The sequence below is a fragment of the Nostoc sp. FACHB-280 genome (assembly GCF_014697615.1).
Lineage (GTDB): Bacteria > Cyanobacteriota > Cyanobacteriia > Cyanobacteriales > Nostocaceae > Nostoc_B.
The window spans coordinates 122,736-139,951 of the sequence record NZ_JACJSD010000019.1 but is presented as its reverse complement, the minus strand read 5'-3'; the positions used below and the strand labels follow the sequence as shown (position 1 = coordinate 139,951).

14 protein-coding genes and 1 pseudogene are annotated in these 17,216 nt (G+C 37.1%); 6 read left to right on the top strand and 9 right to left on the bottom strand.

Features of this window, described 5'->3' with window-relative positions:
- Positions 1 to 11: 11 nt before the first annotated feature.
- The 6 genes from H6G75_RS16050 (at position 12) to H6G75_RS16025 (ending at position 4,878) form a co-directional block, all read left to right on the top strand.
- On the top strand, positions 12 to 101 hold the full coding sequence (locus H6G75_RS16050; protein WP_397331879.1) for a hypothetical protein: 90 nt from the start codon (positions 12 to 14) through the stop codon (positions 99 to 101).
- 701 nt (positions 102 to 802) lie between these two features.
- The gene (locus tag H6G75_RS16045) at positions 803 to 1,963 is read left to right on the top strand and encodes a phosphotransferase family protein (protein WP_190981017.1); all 1,161 of its coding nucleotides are present in this window, start codon (positions 803 to 805) and stop codon (positions 1,961 to 1,963) included.
- A gap of 25 nt (positions 1,964 to 1,988) precedes the next feature.
- On the top strand, positions 1,989 to 3,098 hold the full coding sequence (locus H6G75_RS16040) for a T3SS effector HopA1 family protein (RefSeq protein WP_190981016.1): 1,110 nt from the start codon (positions 1,989 to 1,991) through the stop codon (positions 3,096 to 3,098).
- A 251-nt stretch (positions 3,099 to 3,349) separates the two neighbouring features.
- Positions 3,350 to 3,562: a hypothetical protein gene (locus tag H6G75_RS16035; protein WP_190981015.1), complete on the top strand. Its 213-nt coding sequence runs from the start codon at positions 3,350 to 3,352 to the stop codon at positions 3,560 to 3,562.
- 438 nt (positions 3,563 to 4,000) lie between these two features.
- Entirely contained in the window at positions 4,001 to 4,228 is a 228-nt protein-coding gene (locus H6G75_RS16030; protein WP_190981014.1) for a hypothetical protein, read from the top strand.
- Positions 4,229 to 4,665: 437 nt separating this feature from the next.
- Positions 4,666 to 4,878 (top strand): hypothetical protein, encoded by a 213-nt coding sequence (locus tag H6G75_RS16025; RefSeq protein ID WP_190981013.1) that lies wholly within the window; start codon positions 4,666 to 4,668, stop codon positions 4,876 to 4,878.
- 604 nt (positions 4,879 to 5,482) lie between these two features.
- Here H6G75_RS16025 and H6G75_RS16020 read toward each other — a convergent pair.
- The 9 genes and pseudogenes from H6G75_RS16020 to H6G75_RS15980 all read right to left on the bottom strand — a co-directional run bounded on the left by H6G75_RS16020 (position 5,483) and on the right by H6G75_RS15980 (position 17,206).
- A complete protein-coding gene (locus tag H6G75_RS16020) occupies positions 5,483 to 5,704 on the bottom strand; it encodes a hypothetical protein (protein ID WP_190981012.1) in 222 nt (73 codons plus the stop codon).
- 1,053 nt (positions 5,705 to 6,757) lie between these two features.
- Positions 6,758 to 7,501 (bottom strand): peptidylprolyl isomerase, encoded by a 744-nt coding sequence (locus H6G75_RS16015; RefSeq protein WP_190981011.1) that lies wholly within the window; start codon positions 7,499 to 7,501, stop codon positions 6,758 to 6,760.
- A gap of 348 nt (positions 7,502 to 7,849) precedes the next feature.
- A complete protein-coding gene (locus H6G75_RS16010) occupies positions 7,850 to 9,373 on the bottom strand; it encodes an HlyD family efflux transporter periplasmic adaptor subunit (protein WP_190981010.1) in 1,524 nt (507 codons plus the stop codon).
- 244 nt (positions 9,374 to 9,617) lie between these two features.
- Positions 9,618 to 12,347, bottom strand: coding sequence for an ABC transporter transmembrane domain-containing protein (locus H6G75_RS16005; RefSeq protein ID WP_190981009.1), 2,730 nt, complete (start codon positions 12,345 to 12,347; stop codon positions 9,618 to 9,620).
- A complete protein-coding gene (locus H6G75_RS16000) occupies positions 12,241 to 12,966 on the bottom strand; it encodes a helix-turn-helix domain-containing protein (RefSeq protein ID WP_190981008.1) in 726 nt (241 codons plus the stop codon). Before H6G75_RS16000 ends, H6G75_RS16005 begins: the two co-directional genes overlap by 107 nt.
- Positions 12,967 to 13,012: 46 nt before the next feature.
- Positions 13,013 to 13,240 (bottom strand): hypothetical protein, encoded by a 228-nt coding sequence (locus H6G75_RS15995; protein WP_190981007.1) that lies wholly within the window; start codon positions 13,238 to 13,240, stop codon positions 13,013 to 13,015.
- A gap of 121 nt (positions 13,241 to 13,361) precedes the next feature.
- Positions 13,362 to 15,644: a caspase family protein gene (locus H6G75_RS15990; protein WP_190981006.1), complete on the bottom strand. Its 2,283-nt coding sequence runs from the start codon at positions 15,642 to 15,644 to the stop codon at positions 13,362 to 13,364.
- Positions 15,645 to 15,755: 111 nt separating this feature from the next.
- A pseudogene (locus H6G75_RS15985) lies at positions 15,756 to 16,259 on the bottom strand (CHAT domain-containing protein); the annotation flags it as partial.
- Between the two features lie 392 nt (positions 16,260 to 16,651).
- A complete protein-coding gene (locus H6G75_RS15980) occupies positions 16,652 to 17,206 on the bottom strand; it encodes a DUF928 domain-containing protein (protein WP_242051547.1) in 555 nt (184 codons plus the stop codon).
- Positions 17,207 to 17,216: the final 10 nt, after the last annotated feature.

The following is a 17,216-nucleotide window of genomic DNA, read 5'->3' as shown; positions in this document are numbered from 1 at the left end:
TTAATCAGAAGATTAAGCTCATTAAACGCAGGGCTTATGGCTTAACTAACTTTAATAATTTTAGAAGAAGGGTTTTACTAAATTGGTATTTCTGTTGTTAATTTAACATATCTAGTCTGGGAGAGCCATAGTGATTTAACCTATTTGCGACTTATTTTTAGAACAAAGAGAGCTTTAGAACACATTGAGAAATAAGCTGGCGTTGTGAGAAGTAAAAACTGATTGTGAAACTCAAATTTATTACTGATTTTTATTTGATAAAACTGAAACAGATATGTCACTAATAAATAATTGCCATAGCTTCCTTATATAACTTTTAAGCTCTAGAATTTAATTATAGTAATCACAATAAAAACTACAACGACAACATCACAATTCACACTTCCAAGTACAATTATTCAAACATTGCCACAACTAACACTACCTGTATTTCTGCCTTAGTTTTTGTTTCTCTCTATAATTTAGCTTTATCAAAAAAAACATCTTTAGAATTGAGCATATCTTTGATAAAACTAAATTCAGATTAACGTGAATTCGACAAGTCTTGTTTGACATCTCCCCCTAACTTCTCTCGGACGCGGAGAGGGGAGTAAACAGCGTGAAATATCAAAGAAAAATTAAGGTTTTAAAGCCTCTCTCCTAGTAGGGGAGAGGTTTGGAGAGGGGTTTTTCTAACCGTCGAAATCACGTCATATTAACGCACCATCAAGCATTGTTTATAGAATTTCAAGAGGCTTTTTTCCTGCTCTCTGTTTCCTTCCTAAACAAGTAATTTACCCGAATCAAATTCGACTGCTATATTATGACATTTACCTTAAATTCCCAGAATGTGTTCAATTATTTAATTACAAAGGGGTTATGTAATCAGTCTGAACAACCTCCTAGTAATATAGAACCACTCACAGCTAAAAATTTTAATTTATTACTAAGTTTGTCAGATAATCATAAGCTGCTGGTGAAACAAGAACGACACAACCAGGAGGGGAAAGCGGCTGGTGAGTTTTTGGCTGAGTGGCGAATTCAAGAATTTTTACAGCAATTTCCAGAACTTGAGAAATATCGCCCATTTTTGCCAGAGGTGCTGCATTTTGATGCTGAAAATTCTATTATTGTCTCCAGATATTTGGATGATTACCGAGATTTAATGGAGTGCTACACTAAGGAAAAGAGCTTTCCTACAGAAATTACTAGGGAAATTGCTACTATCTTAGGAACTATCCATCGTGATACTTTTAACCACCCAGAATATCAGGAATTCTTTGCTAAGGATGCGGAGAATTTAATGGCTCATCAAGTATCACGTTTAATTAGAGGATTAGAACGAATTGAACCAGAAATTTTTGGTGTAGTTCCTGGGGATGGGTTAAAGTTTTTTGCTCTCTATCAACGTTATGATAGCTTAGGGCAAGCTATAGCTGAATTGGGTAATTCTGTAACGCCTTCTTGTCTCACCCACAATGATTTAAAACTGAATAACATTCTGCTGTACAAAGATTGGCAGGATTCCAGTCATAATATTATCCGACTAATTGATTGGGAACGTTCCGCTTGGGGAGACCCAGCTTTTGATTTGGGAACACTCATTGCTAGTTATGTGCAAATCTGGCTAAGTAGCTTAGTAATCAGTAATTCTTTGAGTATTGAAGAATCCCTACGCTTGGCAATAACACCTTTAGAACTACTCCAGCCTTCAATTGGTATATTAACTCAGGCTTACTTCAATGCTTTTCCAGAAATTGTAGAACACCGTCCTGATTTCTTGCAGCGAGTAGTGCAATTTACAGGTTTTGCGTTGATTCAACAAATTCAGGGAATGATTCAATATCAAAAGTCTTTTGGCAATACGGGAATTGCTATGCTTCAGGTTGCTAAAGCATTATTATGTCGCCCTATACAATCAATCCCAACCATTTTTGGTAGTGCTGCTGCTGAATTAACTCGCCTGGGTGCTGCTACTGTTTAAGTCATTTCATTACTACTAAATAATTATGCAATTATTAGAAACTGCTGTAACTGAACAATTACTAGAAGTTCTCCAAAATATTGTTCAGAAAGTTCAAATTAAATCTGATTTCTCCATCCATCATCCAGATTTTCAACCCTTAGAATTACCAGTGGAAGCGGTTGAACATTTTCAAAAAATGCCTGAAGATATACAGCAGAAATATTTCAGTCTGCATCTGCGAAGTTTTCTTTATGGTATTTATTACAATGGCTCGATGCGAAGTTCGTTGGCACTAGATAGCAAAGAAAATGCTTTAGCCCTAGATTTGGAAAATAATACTTTTCTAGGGGTAGACATGGGATTTTATGAACGATTGCATAAAAGTAATTGTGGAAAAGGTTATTTTGATTCTGGTTGGACTGTGATTAGAGAAGAACCTGATGGTAGTTTAGTAGTTACCAATGGTGGTTTGAGACTACATATTCAGCGAGAGAAGCATTTGCAAGCTCCAGACAAAGTAGCTACAGTTGGTGATTCTGTCTCTATTCTGCTACCAAAAAATCGGGTACAGAATGGCTTTTATATGGCAGTTGGCAATGAGGGATTTGGTCATAGTCAGGATAGTAAATCTCAGCCTGTAACAGTAAGAATATATTTCAATTTAACTCCTGAAGGTGCTGTGGCAGTTATGGGAAGTTTGACGCAGGGTCTAAATGAGTTAGCAGTTCCTTTTAGTTTTAAAGTTTTATACAACCCCAATGACTATGGACGGCACGACTCTGGGGTATTGTATTTTGATAAGAGAGATTATGCAGCAGTTAGGCAAGTTGTAAAAAATGTGTATATAGAACACAAATCGGATTTTTTCTCAGAAATTCCTTTATTCACTAAGCATCTAGCACCAGGGTTAGGGTTAGCAGAAGAACCAGACAAAAAATTTGCTGTTCAAGAAAGTTTTGGAATGAATCGCTGTCAAATTATAGCGAATGGGTTGCTAACAGCTTGGCATCAAGGAGATGATTCAGCAGATGGAAGGATGCAGGCTATATTTGAGCAATTTTCTCGTTTGGGGATTGATTGGCAGCGTTCGTATCTTAATGCCAACTCTCAAGACATTTATACAGTTTTAGATGTATATAGCAGTCCTATTTGATTTGTGAAAATCTCTGGGCTTTATATCCCCGGCTTCTTAAAGAAGTCAGGGATATTTTTGTTAACGAATGATTTAGGATTGCTAGAGCTATTTTCAATTCAGCCAATAACGAAACAATTATGTCATAAAAAAACTCATTTTAGGAATTGATTTTACTGGTTTTAACTATGAAAATATAATTCAGAGATTAGAAAGTAAATCAACGAATCTTTCTCTAAATAAATCAAAGAAACTCCAAAGGAAATAAAGCAATGGCTACAATCAAAATTGATAATCTATCCGTGACGGGCAGCGAATTTTTTTCTGATTCTGAAAGCTATCTGGATCAGTTAACAGATTTGTCGGAAAAGGATACTCTTAGCATTCAGGGTGGATTGGTTAGACCAACACCACCACAATTTCCACCACCATTTACATCACCATTTACAACAACAACGACACCACCAACAACATGGTATTGTTAGGTTTAACAAAGTGAAACCTAACAAAAGTTTATTCTTTTATCCCCGGATGATAAAAGAGTTTTATTTAAAGCTTTCCTACACAGCGAAATCGAAAATATACTGTGCAGTTAAGTCGAATTGGTATAAGTTCGGGGAAACAATGATCGTGTTTCCTGTAAAGATAAACCATTAGAACAGTCATATTTGATTTGTGAAAATCTTTGGGCTTCATATCCCTGGCTTCTTCAAGAAACCGGGGATATTTTTGTAAAAGAATGATTTAGGATTGCCAGAGATATTTTTAATTAAGCCAATAATGAAACAATTATATCATTAGAAAAATCATTGTAATAATTGATTTTGTTGGTTTTAACTATGAAAATATAATTCAGAGATTAGGAAGTACATCAACTAATCTTTCTCTAAATAAATCACAGAAAACCCAAAGGAAATAAAGTAATGGCTACAATCAAAATTAATAATCTATCAGTAACAGGCAGCGAATTTTTTTCTGATTCTGAAAGCTATTTAGATCAGTTAACAGATTTGTCTGAAAGGGATGTTCTTAGCATTCAGGGCGGATTGATTATAACAACACCAACAACAACAATACCAACAACAACAATACCAACAATAACAACAACACCAACAACAACAAGGACACCACCAACAACATGGTATTGTTAGGTTTCACTTCGTTAAACCTAACAAAAGTTTATTCTTTTATCCCCGATGATAAAAGAGTTTTATTTAAAGCTTTCCTACACAGCGAAATCGAAAATATACTGTGCAGTTAAGTTGAATTGGGATAAGTTTGGGGAAACAATGATCGTGTTTCCTGTAAAGATAAACCCTTAGAACAGTCCTATTTGATTTGTAAAAATTTTTGGGCTTCATATCCCCGGCTTCTTGAAGAAGTCGGGGATATTTTTGTTAAGGAATGATTTAGGATTGCTAGAGATATTTTTACTTAAGCCAATAATGAAACAATTATATCATTAGAAAAATCATTGTAATAATTGATTTTGTTGGTTTTAACTATGAAAATATAATTCAGAGATTAGGAAGTACATCAACTAATCTTTCTCTAAATAAATCACAGAAAACCCAAAGGAAATAAAGTAATGGCTACAATTAAAATTAATAATCTATCAGTAACAGGCAGCGAATTTTTTTCTGATTCTGAAAGCTATTTAGATCAGTTAACAGATTTGTCTGAAAGGGATGTTTTTAGCATTCAGGGCGGATTGATTATAACAACACCAACAACAACAATACCAACAATAACAACAACACCAACAACAACAAGGACACCACCAACAACATGGTATTGTTAGGTTTCACTTCGTTAAACCTAACAAAAGTTTATTCTTTTATCCCCGATGATAAAAGAGTTTTATTTAAAGCTTTCCTACACAGCGAAATCGAAAATCTGCTGTGCAGTTAAGTTAAATTGGGATAAGTGCGGAGAAAAAATGGTCGTGTTTCCTCTAAAGGTAAACCATTAGAACAGTCCTATTTGATTTGTGAAAATCTTTGGGCTTCATATCCCTGGCTTCTTGAAGATGTCGGGGATATTTTTGTTCACAAATGATTTAGGATTGCTATAGCTATAGTAGGAGCATTATATCGTTGCGCGTGGCCAGGGTTTTGTTTTGCAGCTTTGGGCATGGCAGTAAACTCAGTTTTCTATTACCTGGTTTAACTACTGAATTTACTAAAAAATGTTGCTTAATTTTTTCTAATTTATTCTCTCGTTATAATACTTTTTCATATGAGATTTTAGCTGTTGAAAATTTATAGAATAATGATAATCAAATAAAGGGGAAGGAGGCGAGTGCCGCTCACCTCCTTCCCCTCCCCTAGCGCACGATTATCATTTTAATTTAAAATATTTTGAGTATTTTAACTAATTGACAAAAGTGCAATTATCTTAACCTCTTACGGATTAAACGCTTCCCAGATGCCTATTCCCGCAGCAATTACCGCACCAGCCGCAGCAGCAGTAGCTACAACAGGAGATGCGATAACAGCAACACCAATAAGCGCGAGTGAAACGTATACTCCGTTTTGCACTGCACCACCTTGAATGTTAGCTGCTTCATTCTCCGTGAGTACAGCAAACTCTTCAACATTTAGATCTTTGATTTGAATCTTAGACATTTTCATTGCTCCTAATGAAATGATTTTGTTTGAGGTTTGAAATTGAATTAGATTAAATATCACCAAACAATTCAATACCTGCTGGGTTAATATTAGTAATTTGAAGGTTGAATATTTGAGTTTTTCCTCGCTTTAAATTTGTGGTATCTAGAAATCAAATTCATATTTGATTCTTGAATTAATCATATTAAATTCAATAAGATGCGTCTAGATGTTTGCAGATAAATCACATGACATAAAAGTTTCAGTTTTATTACTGGATATTTATAGTTAATGAAAATCAATTTAAGTTACTCTCGCAAAAAAAATCAAAATTTCAAATGAATAGATCATAAGATTGGCGTTGATTGATAATGGGTAGTTTATTTACACAATCCTATAGTAGAAATCTGTCATCCATGAGACGAGACTTAAGAATAGTCTAATGAAAAGAGAATAGCTACATAAATAATAGACTCTCTTAAAAAAAAGATAAAATTGAAACACTTATGTCAGCCTAAATTATCCAATTGAGCAAGAAGCAAAAAAATCAGCCCAAGAGGAATCTTGGGCTGATTTGTAACTACAGTCAGTAGACCGAAAAGTTTGGCTATGCCTTCGGCGGGCGTAGCCATCGCTTAAAAATAGTAGTCTGTGATACCGTTTTTGGAGAAAAGTGCAAAAGCTGATTACCTTGGATAAATGATAAGTTTAGATTATTAATAAATTCCAAAAACCAACTAAAATCAGCCGGACGGTAAATAAACTTCGCAGGCTACCCCATAGTTGCAGTCTATTGCTTGGTGTAAAAATTCAAGCATCTGTTTGAAAGTAAATAGATGAGAAAAAACCTGCCGTGTGCTTCTTTTTAAATGACTAAAATAATGCCATAATAGGGTATGCTTTCGACCGCCTTTTTTCCACGAAAACGCTCCCCACAGATTGGGCTACTATCCCTGTACAGTTGATTCTTAATAAGCACCCAAATTTTTTCAGGGGTTGTAGCTCAATACCTGTATCTGACTAGCTTTAAAGGCGATTGTCGCCCCTTTAACGAATTTATTTGGTAGCCAGTCAAGTTGTTGCCAAAGTGCTTAAGACTTCTACTTTGACTGCTTCTGCTTGTAAGAACTCAAAAAGCAAATCGGAAATTATTTTCTGTTGCAGTTTATCATCCAATTGTGCATGAATAATCTCCTCCACATAAATCAGATGTACTCCTTTAGAAGTAACTATTGGCTTAATAACCTGTGGTGATTGAGCAGCAAAAATAGCAGCAGAAATCTCTGGCTTTAAATCTTTGCGGCGCACTATCCCTAAATATCCACCTTTACGGCGTAATTCTACATCCTGAATATATTTGTGAGCCACATCATAAAAACTCATTTCCCCTTCCTTAATTGCATAAAAGAGTTCTAGGGCTAAATCTTCATCATCCAGAACAACTTCATACATCACCACGCCAACATAATCTAGTTGGTTTTCAAAGAAATATGGTTCAACCTTATCCGCAAATAGATGTTTTACTAACTTCCCGGAAATAAGACTAAACTGAGCGATTTCTTCAAAATCATCTATAGATAAACCATGTTTTTCTAACCATTTCCATGTATCATCAGCACTATCGAGTTTATTAGCTAATCTTATTTGGTCAGATGCTTTCTGTAGTTCTTCAACCTCTACTGTTATCCCAGCTTCTTCAGCAGCAGCTATAATTACTTTACGACTAACAATCTGCTCAACTATTTCAGGAATTTTACAAGACAGCTTGACTTGGTGCAAAATATCTTCGTTGGTGATGGTAATAGGTTCTGACATGATATTTCTCCTAAATTTGGTTAACAAAGTTCAAGATGAGATAAAAAATGTGATTCAAAGAGTCTTCATTTAATGTGAAACTCCTTAAATTGAGAGGATAAGCTGTTACGCATTTAAATTGGATAATCAGGGCGGGCAAGATGCCCACCCTACAAGACTTATATTTAATTTAAATATCCAAACTAAATGTTTTTCAGCTTAGTCGCATCTTGTGGAGTGCGATCGCATAAATTAAAAAGATGAAGCCACATTTTTTACTGATTAATTCAGTGATTGATATGAAAAGTGCTGCTTCACTCATCTGGATATTCCTCAAAAATCCAAATTATGGAAACCGGGGTAAGTTTTCTACAATTTCACCCCTCCTTGCTGCAATTTCTTAAACGGATCAAGTAGAAAATCAATAATCCGGCGTTGACGCACAATCACTTCAGCCGTAGCCGTATCCCCTGGACGCAAAGGAATACATTTATCAGCAGAGGGAATGCAATTCTGTTTAATGGCAATTTCCAAGTTATAAGCTGCTACTTTACCATTTGGAGTATCGACCTCCACAGTATTAGGAGAAATTTTAATTAACTCGCCAGATACAATTCCATAATCTTGAAATGGATAGGCATCAAATTTTAACTTTACTGGCAATCCTGTACGTAAAGAACCACTTTCAGTAGTTGCCATTTGGGCGCGAATTATTAAAGGCGAATTTATTGGGGCTATCTCTGCTACCATTGTCCCCAACTGGACAACAGAACCCGCTTTTTGAATTGGTAATTGAAACAATGTCCCACTCACAGGTGCTTTTAATTCTCTTTGTCCTAGTTGAAATTTTAATGAATCAATCTGACTTTTAGTTTGAGCAATATCTGATTTTAGAGAAGTAATATCTGTTTCTAAGCTTTTCTGTTGTTCGGCAATTTTTAGCACAGCTAGTTGACCGGAACGGGTTAAAGTTTGATAACCTCTTTCTTGTTCTTGCAGTCGCAATTTAGCTTGCTCAATATCAGCGTTTGCTTGGCGAATATTTCGCTCGTAACTACTTTGTTGTTCTGCTAGACGTAATTTTGCCTGTTCTATATCTGATTTAGTTTGTTCATACAATTTCTGTCTATCTTGAGCGATATCTTGCTTTTCTACTAAATTGATTTCGGGGATTACACCTTCTTGCTTAAGTTTGCTGTAGCGTTCCATTTCATGCTGACTACTTGCCAAACTACCTTCAACTAATTTACTAGCAGTATGACTATTAGCTAAGGTTTGCTTTGCCTGATTAACTTGAGATAACCTTTCTTCTTTTTGTAATTCGTAGGCATTTTTTAGCGTCAGAATATTCTGTCGTGCTTGATCAATTTGAGCCTGTTTTTCTAACTGTTGTGATTGATTTTGTTGCTCTTGAGTTGCTAAAGATACAATTAACTGATTTTTAGACGAATTTAACTGAGAAAGTCGATTTAATTGCCCTTCTAATCTATCTTGAGCTTGCCGCAATTCTGACTTGACTAATTCTGATTCTAACAGTAGTAATGTCTGTCCTGCTTTTACTGAGTCACCTTCCTTAACTCTAATTTCTGCAACGGTTCCTGCTACCGCAGCATCAAGTTTAATTGTCTTGTCTTGAGGTTCTATTCTTCCTCTACTTGTACCTGTTTCATCAACTTTAGATAGGATTGCCCAAGGTAAAATTATAGAGACAAATATAACTACAAAATATAATAATCCTCTAGTCCAAACCTGCGGCAAACTATCAAGTGATTCTTTGGTTATTTCTGACCAATCCTCGTTTTTGATATTTGTGGTTTGGTGTAATGATATTTCTTTATGTAGTATATCTTCAGTTGGTGAGGTTGTCACCAGTCCATTCAATACATTTGGCATATTTTTTGTGATCCTAAAATTCAATACTTAATAGTCAATTAATACATCTCGGTTAAAATTTTTAGATCCCCCCAATCCCCTTCAATAAAAAGGGAGTTGCCGTAGGAGAGAGAATCTAAATCTAGAATGAGCCAACCTGCATCCGAAAAGTATTGAATAGTCAATGGTCAAGAGTGTATTAGGCTTGAATTATTGATGGTGCGTTGCGCTGCGCGACAACACACCCTACATTTCAACCTATATTTCAATCGGCAACATCTAATTGTTGCTGATTGAGATAGTAATAATGTCCTCGTTTTGCCATCAATTCTGTATGGGTTCCACTCTCAATTAACACACCCTTATCTAACACTAAAATTAAATCAGCATTTCGCACTGTGGAAAGACGATGGGCAATTACCAAAGTACTTCTACCTTTGAGGATGGTATTGAAATTTTTTTGAATTATCCTTTCTGATTCTGTATCTAGATGGGAAGTTGCCTCATCTAAAATTAACAATTGCGGGTTTCCTAATAATGCCCTAGCAATGGCTATACGTTGTCTTTGTCCACCAGATAATAACCCACCACCTTCACCAATTTGAGTTTCATAACCCAGTGGTAATTTTGTAATAAATTCATCAGCACCAGCTAGTTTTGCAGCTTCAATTACTTCGGTTAATGCTGTACCAGGATGACCCAGGCTGATATTATCTCGAATGGTACTACCAAATAAAAAAGTATCTTGATCAACTACTCCTACCTGTTGGCGGAAGGAACGTAAGGAAAGACTAGTAATATCTTGTCCATCGATTAATACTTTGCCATCGGTAGGAGAATACAAACCCAAAACTAATTTAGAAATAGTGGTTTTTCCTGAACCACTACGTCCCACTAAGGCTACCATTTGCCCTGGCTTCACTTCAAAACTCAGATTCTCTAAAATATTGACATCACTTTCTGGGTGATAGCGAAAGGTGACATTATCAAAGCGAATATGACCTTTAAACTGAGGTAAGTTTTGTCGGGGTTGTTGGTGTAAATCTTCTTCTGGTTCAGCATCTAATACATCATTAATCCGTTCCACTGCAATCAATACTTCTTGGACTTGATTCCATAAAACTGTTAAACGTTGGAAGGGGGTAATAATGTTATTAAGTAGCATATTAAATGCTACCAATTGCCCAATAGTTAGTTGGTTATTAATTACTTGATGCGCTCCAAACCACAGTAAAGCAGTAGTAACTATTGCTTGGATTGCGTTACTGAAAATTTGCAAGCGGTTACTGATGACTTGACCAGAAAAGTTGGTTTTGATTTCTTTATTTAATAATTCTTCCCAATGCCAACGCACTGTTTGTTCTACAGCCGTAGCTTTGACTGTCCGCACACCAGTTAAAGCTTCAATTAAGTAACTACTTTCATTGGCAACGGCATTAAATATTTCTCGTGAAATTCTTTGTAAAAAAGGTGTGGCAATTAAGGCTAACAAAGCAAAGGGCGGAATAATTACCAACACCAACAATGCCATTTTCCAACTGTACCAAAACATTAATCCTACATAGATAAAAACTGTGAGTAAATCTAGAAGGATTGATAGTGCTTCGCCAGACAGGAAGCGTTGAATTTTCCGGTTTTCTTGGACGCGAGAGATAATATCGCCCACGTAACGAGACTCAAAGAAGCTCAAGGGTAGACGCAGAGTATGGCGAATAAACCCGACAATGAGAGCTAAGTCTATGCGATTAGCTGTGTGGTCTAAGAGATATTGGCGTAAACCTGTCATCGCCACACGGAACAGACTAAAAATCAGTAATCCTAACCCTACTGCTGTTAAAGTGAGTTCCGATCGCTGCACCACCACTCGGTCTAAAATTAACTGGGTAAATAGTGGCGTAATCAGTCCAAATATCTGAATAAATACCGAAGCAATTAACACCTCCACCATCACCAAAGAGTGAGGCTTCATCAACTCAAAGAATTGCCAAAAGGGTGTGGAAGTCTCTTTTGTATCCTTCAGCATGGCTGTGGGTTGCAGCAGCAAGGCGTAACCAGTCCAGTCGGCTTGAAATTGGGTGTGGCTGAGGGTGCGTTGACCTATGGCGGGGTCGGCGACAATGACGTGTTGAGGCGTAATTTCGTAGACAACAATGTAATGTTTGCCTTCCCAATGGACGATCGCTGGTAATTTTTGCTTTGCTAACTGGTTTAGACTCGCTTTCACCGGTCTTGTGGCAAAACCTAGACTTTCTGCTGCTGTTAATAATCCCCGTAAGGATGCACCGTTGCGGTCTACATTGGCGATATCCCGCAAACGGTTGACACTAAAGCGTTTCCCCCAATAGCGAGACACCATCACTAAACAAGCTGCACCGCAGTCGGAAGCACTCTGTTGAGCAAAAAACGGATACCGCCGTAGCACGCGTTGCCACAAATGTCCGACGCGCTGGGTGGGGTTGGGAAAATAGGCTTTACTAATCTTTTTGGACGGCGATTCTGAGACATAGCTTGACAAAATATCAGTACTATGATCTATTGAAGGCTTTGCTGAATCTAGTGGTGGTCTATCCGACTCCATCTGTGAGGGATGACGGGATAGGGACTTATCCCACAAATACTGATGAATTTGAGGATACTTAGCCATTAAGGGCAACAAAACATCAGCAGGTACAAAGCAGAGATGCAAGTTAACTGAAGCTCTAGCTGCATAGGGTTGGAAGTCTGCATCTGGGAATAGGGTAAATTCTCCAAATGCTTCCCCAGCTTCCAACGTGGCGATTAATTCACCCTCTGTATCTAGTAATCTCACCTTGCCAGAAATGACTATATAGATTCCTGCTTCAACGTTTGTTCCTTGCCAGAATTTCCCTACTTTTGGAGTGATAAATTTAGCTTGGTTGAGGCAGTGTTGGTATTCTGTGACGGAAAGAGAATGTCCCAAAGTCGTGTGGAACTGTTCTAGAGTAACTAATGGCTCGGATAGATGTTGCACCATATATATCTGAATTTTTATCTAATTTCACGAAATGTAGAGGCAAAGGTTCGCTATTGTCGTCAATATTGGTTGATTTGAGGTCTGTAATCAAAATTTTGGCATTTGGTTTCTTGTCATTAGCGTTGTCTTGGGTATTGTTGGGTTTTGCTCTTGTGGACAATCCCATCTGTTTGAGTAATCGCTTAAAATGGCGATCGCTCATTGTAATTCCCAATTCTTTGGCTAAGTGTTTCTGAAGCCAGTTTGTTGTCCAGCGTCGAAAAGAATAACCATAATCACGAGGACTATTACTAATCAGTTCCCGCAAACGTTGTAAATACTCTTCACTTACTGCTTTAGGGCGACCAATAGGACAATCTTGCCATTGGTGTGCTATCCCAGCGCGGGCTATGTGAGTCCAATGTCTCACTGTGGCTGGACAACAATTCAAGCTCTGACAAATTTCGGCTTGAGATTTTCCCTCATCGGCTAATAACATGATTTCAATCCGCTGACGGTAGGAATCAGGTAAATTTTTTTGCAGATTTTCTTGCAGTAATTTGCGTTGAAACTGTGTTAAATACTTACCTGGATGAATTGCCGTCTGTTGGATGTCATTTTGTGTTTGGTAAGATGACATAACGATAGAATGCAAAGTAATTGTTGAAAATTACGTCTGTAGTGATTTACCTTATGCAGATTCTGATTTTTCCCATTAAGTATAGAAAAGCTTGCTGACTAAGGATTTGATAAATAGCAGAGCAATCTTGAGCATTGACTTCTTTTGCAATTGCTAAACCTTGTTCTAAAGAAGCAGTAGCATTAGCTCTATCTCCCATTTCAAGATAAGCACTAGCTTGAAGAATTAAAGTCCTTGCTTCACCCTTACGGTCTTTGATTTCACGATAAATCATTAACGCTTGTAGCCAAGACTGTAAAGCTTTTTCAAAATGAAAAAATACTTGATAATATTTGACCCATAAACAAAATCTTTAATAGGCAAAAAATAAATTATCCATAGTTAATGCAAAGGTGTTAGCTGTTTGAAGAAGCAACAACTTCAAAAGATATAGACATTGCCGCTAATTTTTTAGTATCAATCCCACGCACTCCCGATGGTAATTGTATTTTTTGTGCAGAAATAGCACCACGAGTACCAGAATCTAAGTCATCTAGTAGATTATTAGTAACATCTAAAATTTCATCCGTTACAGAAATAGGAGTACTGCGATTTGTCAAGCTTCTGGTACTGGCAATTTTTTGTAATGCTAGAAGTGAATTTCTTAGAGGTGTTGTACTAGCAATAATCAATGCTTCAGAAGTTCCTAGAGGTTTATCAATAGTTAATATAAACTCATCATCAGGTTGAGGAATAATTTGCGTTTGTTTTGCCTCAATTAATGCAGCATTTTGTGTAGTAGACCAATTATTAGGAAAGATAACTGTCATTTCGCCTTCAGCATCAATTACCAATATACTGACATAAATTGCTTGCTGCTCATTATTTTGAATTTGAAAAACAATTTTGGTTCCTATCGGTAGTTGATTTAAGCCTGAGTTAGGCAATTTCATAGAAGCTGTTGAGGATTTTGCTTTTTTCGAGATAGCTCCCCGAATAGGAAAAGATTGGGCTATAAGTTCATTCCTATTAGCAATACTCATGGAGACTATGACATTAATACGTGATGAATTAGTATTGCCGAGAATCTGTTTAACTACTCTGGCCGCCAGCAAAGATTTGAATTTAGGTTGTAATCGTTTTACGGCTTCAGTTATATTTTCACCAGCTTGACCAAAAGATTTGGCAATAATTTCGTCTTGACTAGGTAAAAATAGACCAAAACTACCAACTTCTGGAAGTTGAGAGATTCCTTTTTTTTGCAATTCTTGAAATTTAGTCTGAGTCATCTGCCCAATAATATACTGCACCGCTTGTTTTCCCAACGGTTGAGGTTCGATGCGTTTGAGTGCTTGAAGGGCTAATATTGCTTGTTGGGCGGTATTTTGATCTAACGATTCATCAATTCCAATTTTTAAGGTAGGATTATTGGGAACACTACGAATACGTTCTTGTAATAAAGTTCCCGGTTGTAATTTTAATGTTGAGCGTGTAGCTGTGTTGATTAATGTACCTTTGCCAATTAATCCTTGACGTGACTTTAACTCTACCAATCCAACTTCATCACCCTGAGCATTAATTACAGAAAACAAGGGATTTTCACTAAAAGCTTCTAAGCTTTGTGGCTCTATCCCACCTAACCACAACTGAACTTGATTACTCTGAGCTTGTATAATTACAGCCTCAGCCGGAACAGCTTGAAAAGGAATAAAATATATAGGTGCATTGGCCTTGTTTGGTCTGAAATTAGACTCAAATTCTGGATCTTGGAGATTTCCGTTTTCCTTAGCTAATATTTTAGTACTACGTTCAACATTAGCGATCGCGCTGTTAATTGCCTCGTTAGTAGTTTGTTGCCAAAGATACTGCGTCAACAAATAAGTAAATGCCCCAGCATGAAAGTCATCAAAAGGTACATCAGCTGCAAATTGCTCACGTTTAGCACTAGCAATGACAACTCCCTTTGCAACAGCTTGTCTGCGTTTTTGAATAAATTCTTGTGGTGAAAGTCCCAGTCGCTTCAACCATTGGCGTTGATATTCTAATTCCTCTTGACTAGGTAGTAGTAGTGCGCCACCGTTAACAGAACGAACTCGCAAATTTCCCCGTTTACCCCCACCAGAATGGCAGCTGTCTAGCACAACAGTAACGTTATCTGTTTTTAATGCAGACATGAGTAAAAAAAGCGTGTGTCCCATAATGTGCTGCACAGGGCCACCTTGCTCAGGAAATCTGGGAGGTAGTTTCCCGTCTACAGGAATCAATGTACTGTTTAGCCCATCTGGCGAATCACCGTCTGGATCTTTAACTTTTGTACCATGCCCAGAAAAATGAAACAGCACTGTATCTTCAGGCTTGGCTTGTTTAATCAAATGTTCTTCAAAGGCTGTAAGAATGCCTTGACGAGTGGCTTGTTTATCAGTCAGGGTAAGAATATCCTGGGATTTAAAGTCAAAGCGGTGAATTAATAACTCCTGCTGTAACCTGACATCAGTGATACAGCCTTCTAAAGATGGTAAACCGTCATCTTCAGAATATTCATTAATTCCGACTAATAATGCTAGTTTACGCCCTGTATTTTGTGCAATGGCTTGACCTAGCTTATTGCTCTGTTGCACAATTTCCAATTGACTCAAACCCAATGCAGCAAGGGTAGAAGCGGAACATTGGAGAAAATGACGACGTTTGAGGTTAGACATAGTATGTTTTTATATCTTGGCTGTAGTCGATTTAAAAGATTCTACTTCTGGGTTTTTTGAGGTTATGCAAAAATCTTAGAGAGCTTTTGACTTTAGTAGAAAGTAAAAAACTTACTCGGCTTCCCCAATCAAAGTAAAAGCCGCCCAATCAACAGGATTTGGATTGCTTTTCATCGTCGTCAGCATCGCCTGACGCAGTGCTTGGGCTTTGTCAGGGTTTTTTTGCAGATTTTGATAAAATTGAGTCATTAATTGTGCTGTGGGCGAATCTGGAACTGACCACAGCGATACTAAGACGCTGGGTACACCCGCACTAATCAAGGAACGAGATAAACCAATTACACCATCCCCAGTTACTCGTCCGCGTCCGGTGTCGCAAGCACTTAAAACCACTAGTTCGGCGTTGAGTTTCAGGTCGAGAATTTCTGAGGCAGTTAATAAGCCATCATCTTTACCTGACGGAGTTAAAGCGATCGCACTATTTAATCCTTGGATATCATCAAATAAACCGTGTGTTGCTAAATGAATAAATCGCACTTGCGGTAAAAGCTTGACTACCGTTGCTTCTGTTGCTTTTTTGCCAATGAGATGTTCCGTTTTGAGGAACTTGCCAATTTCTTTAACTTCTTTTTACCTTGCTGTAAAAGTCTGTCCGCTTCGGCTTTGCGGTCTTGTGGTGTTTACGCTAACACCTGCGTTGCTCAGAAAAATATCGGTAAATTAAGCTATAACTGGTGAGATATCAAGAATAAGAGCGATGGTTGTTAAATAGAGTTTTAGATAACGTATAGCAGTTGTCAATTTTCAGTTACCAGTTATCAGTCACTGTTCACTGTTCACTGATTTATATTTCTAGGCGATCGCAGGATATGCAAAATTTCATATTTCACAGTTGCATAGGGAGAGAATTGCTACTCCAGAGGGCAACCCCAAACTTTAGTAGATTAACCTCTTTGGGTATTGAGAGTTGTTAAAACTTGAAGCTTTATTACAGATTAATCCTGCCTTCAAAGCTTGCACAGATTTTCAGAAAGTTCTTGACGGAACTTATCTAATTCGGGAGAAGGTTTATCTATAGAGTAGATTTGCTGCAATACGTCCGACCATAATTGATTTTCAGCAAAGTAATTGGCTTTAGCAATGGCGATCGCTTCTGCATCTTTACCTTGGGCTTTAAGTTGCTTTTCTAAAGTAGTTATATTTGCGGTAATGCGATCGCGTTGTTGCATCTCCATTACCTTAAAATTAACTTCAATAGACAAATTATCTTTAAAAAATACTTGCCATTCGTAGTTTTGACCGGGTTGTAGTGGTTGTCTCTCTGTGTAAGTAGTAGTATTCTGATTTTCTGTTATGTATCTAGTCCATTCATTACCGTTACTTTTATTACGTACTACTATTTTTTGTATTTTCCCTTGCCAAATAAATAAAGGACGATTACTCCAAATAACTCTAGTAGAGTTTGGTAAATCAGGAGAAACCATACAAACAAAATTATCATCAGCACTGTTTGGATTTCTGCTACCAGTTTTGCGTGGTTTTATTGGGGGTTTTTTGCTCAAAGAAATTTGA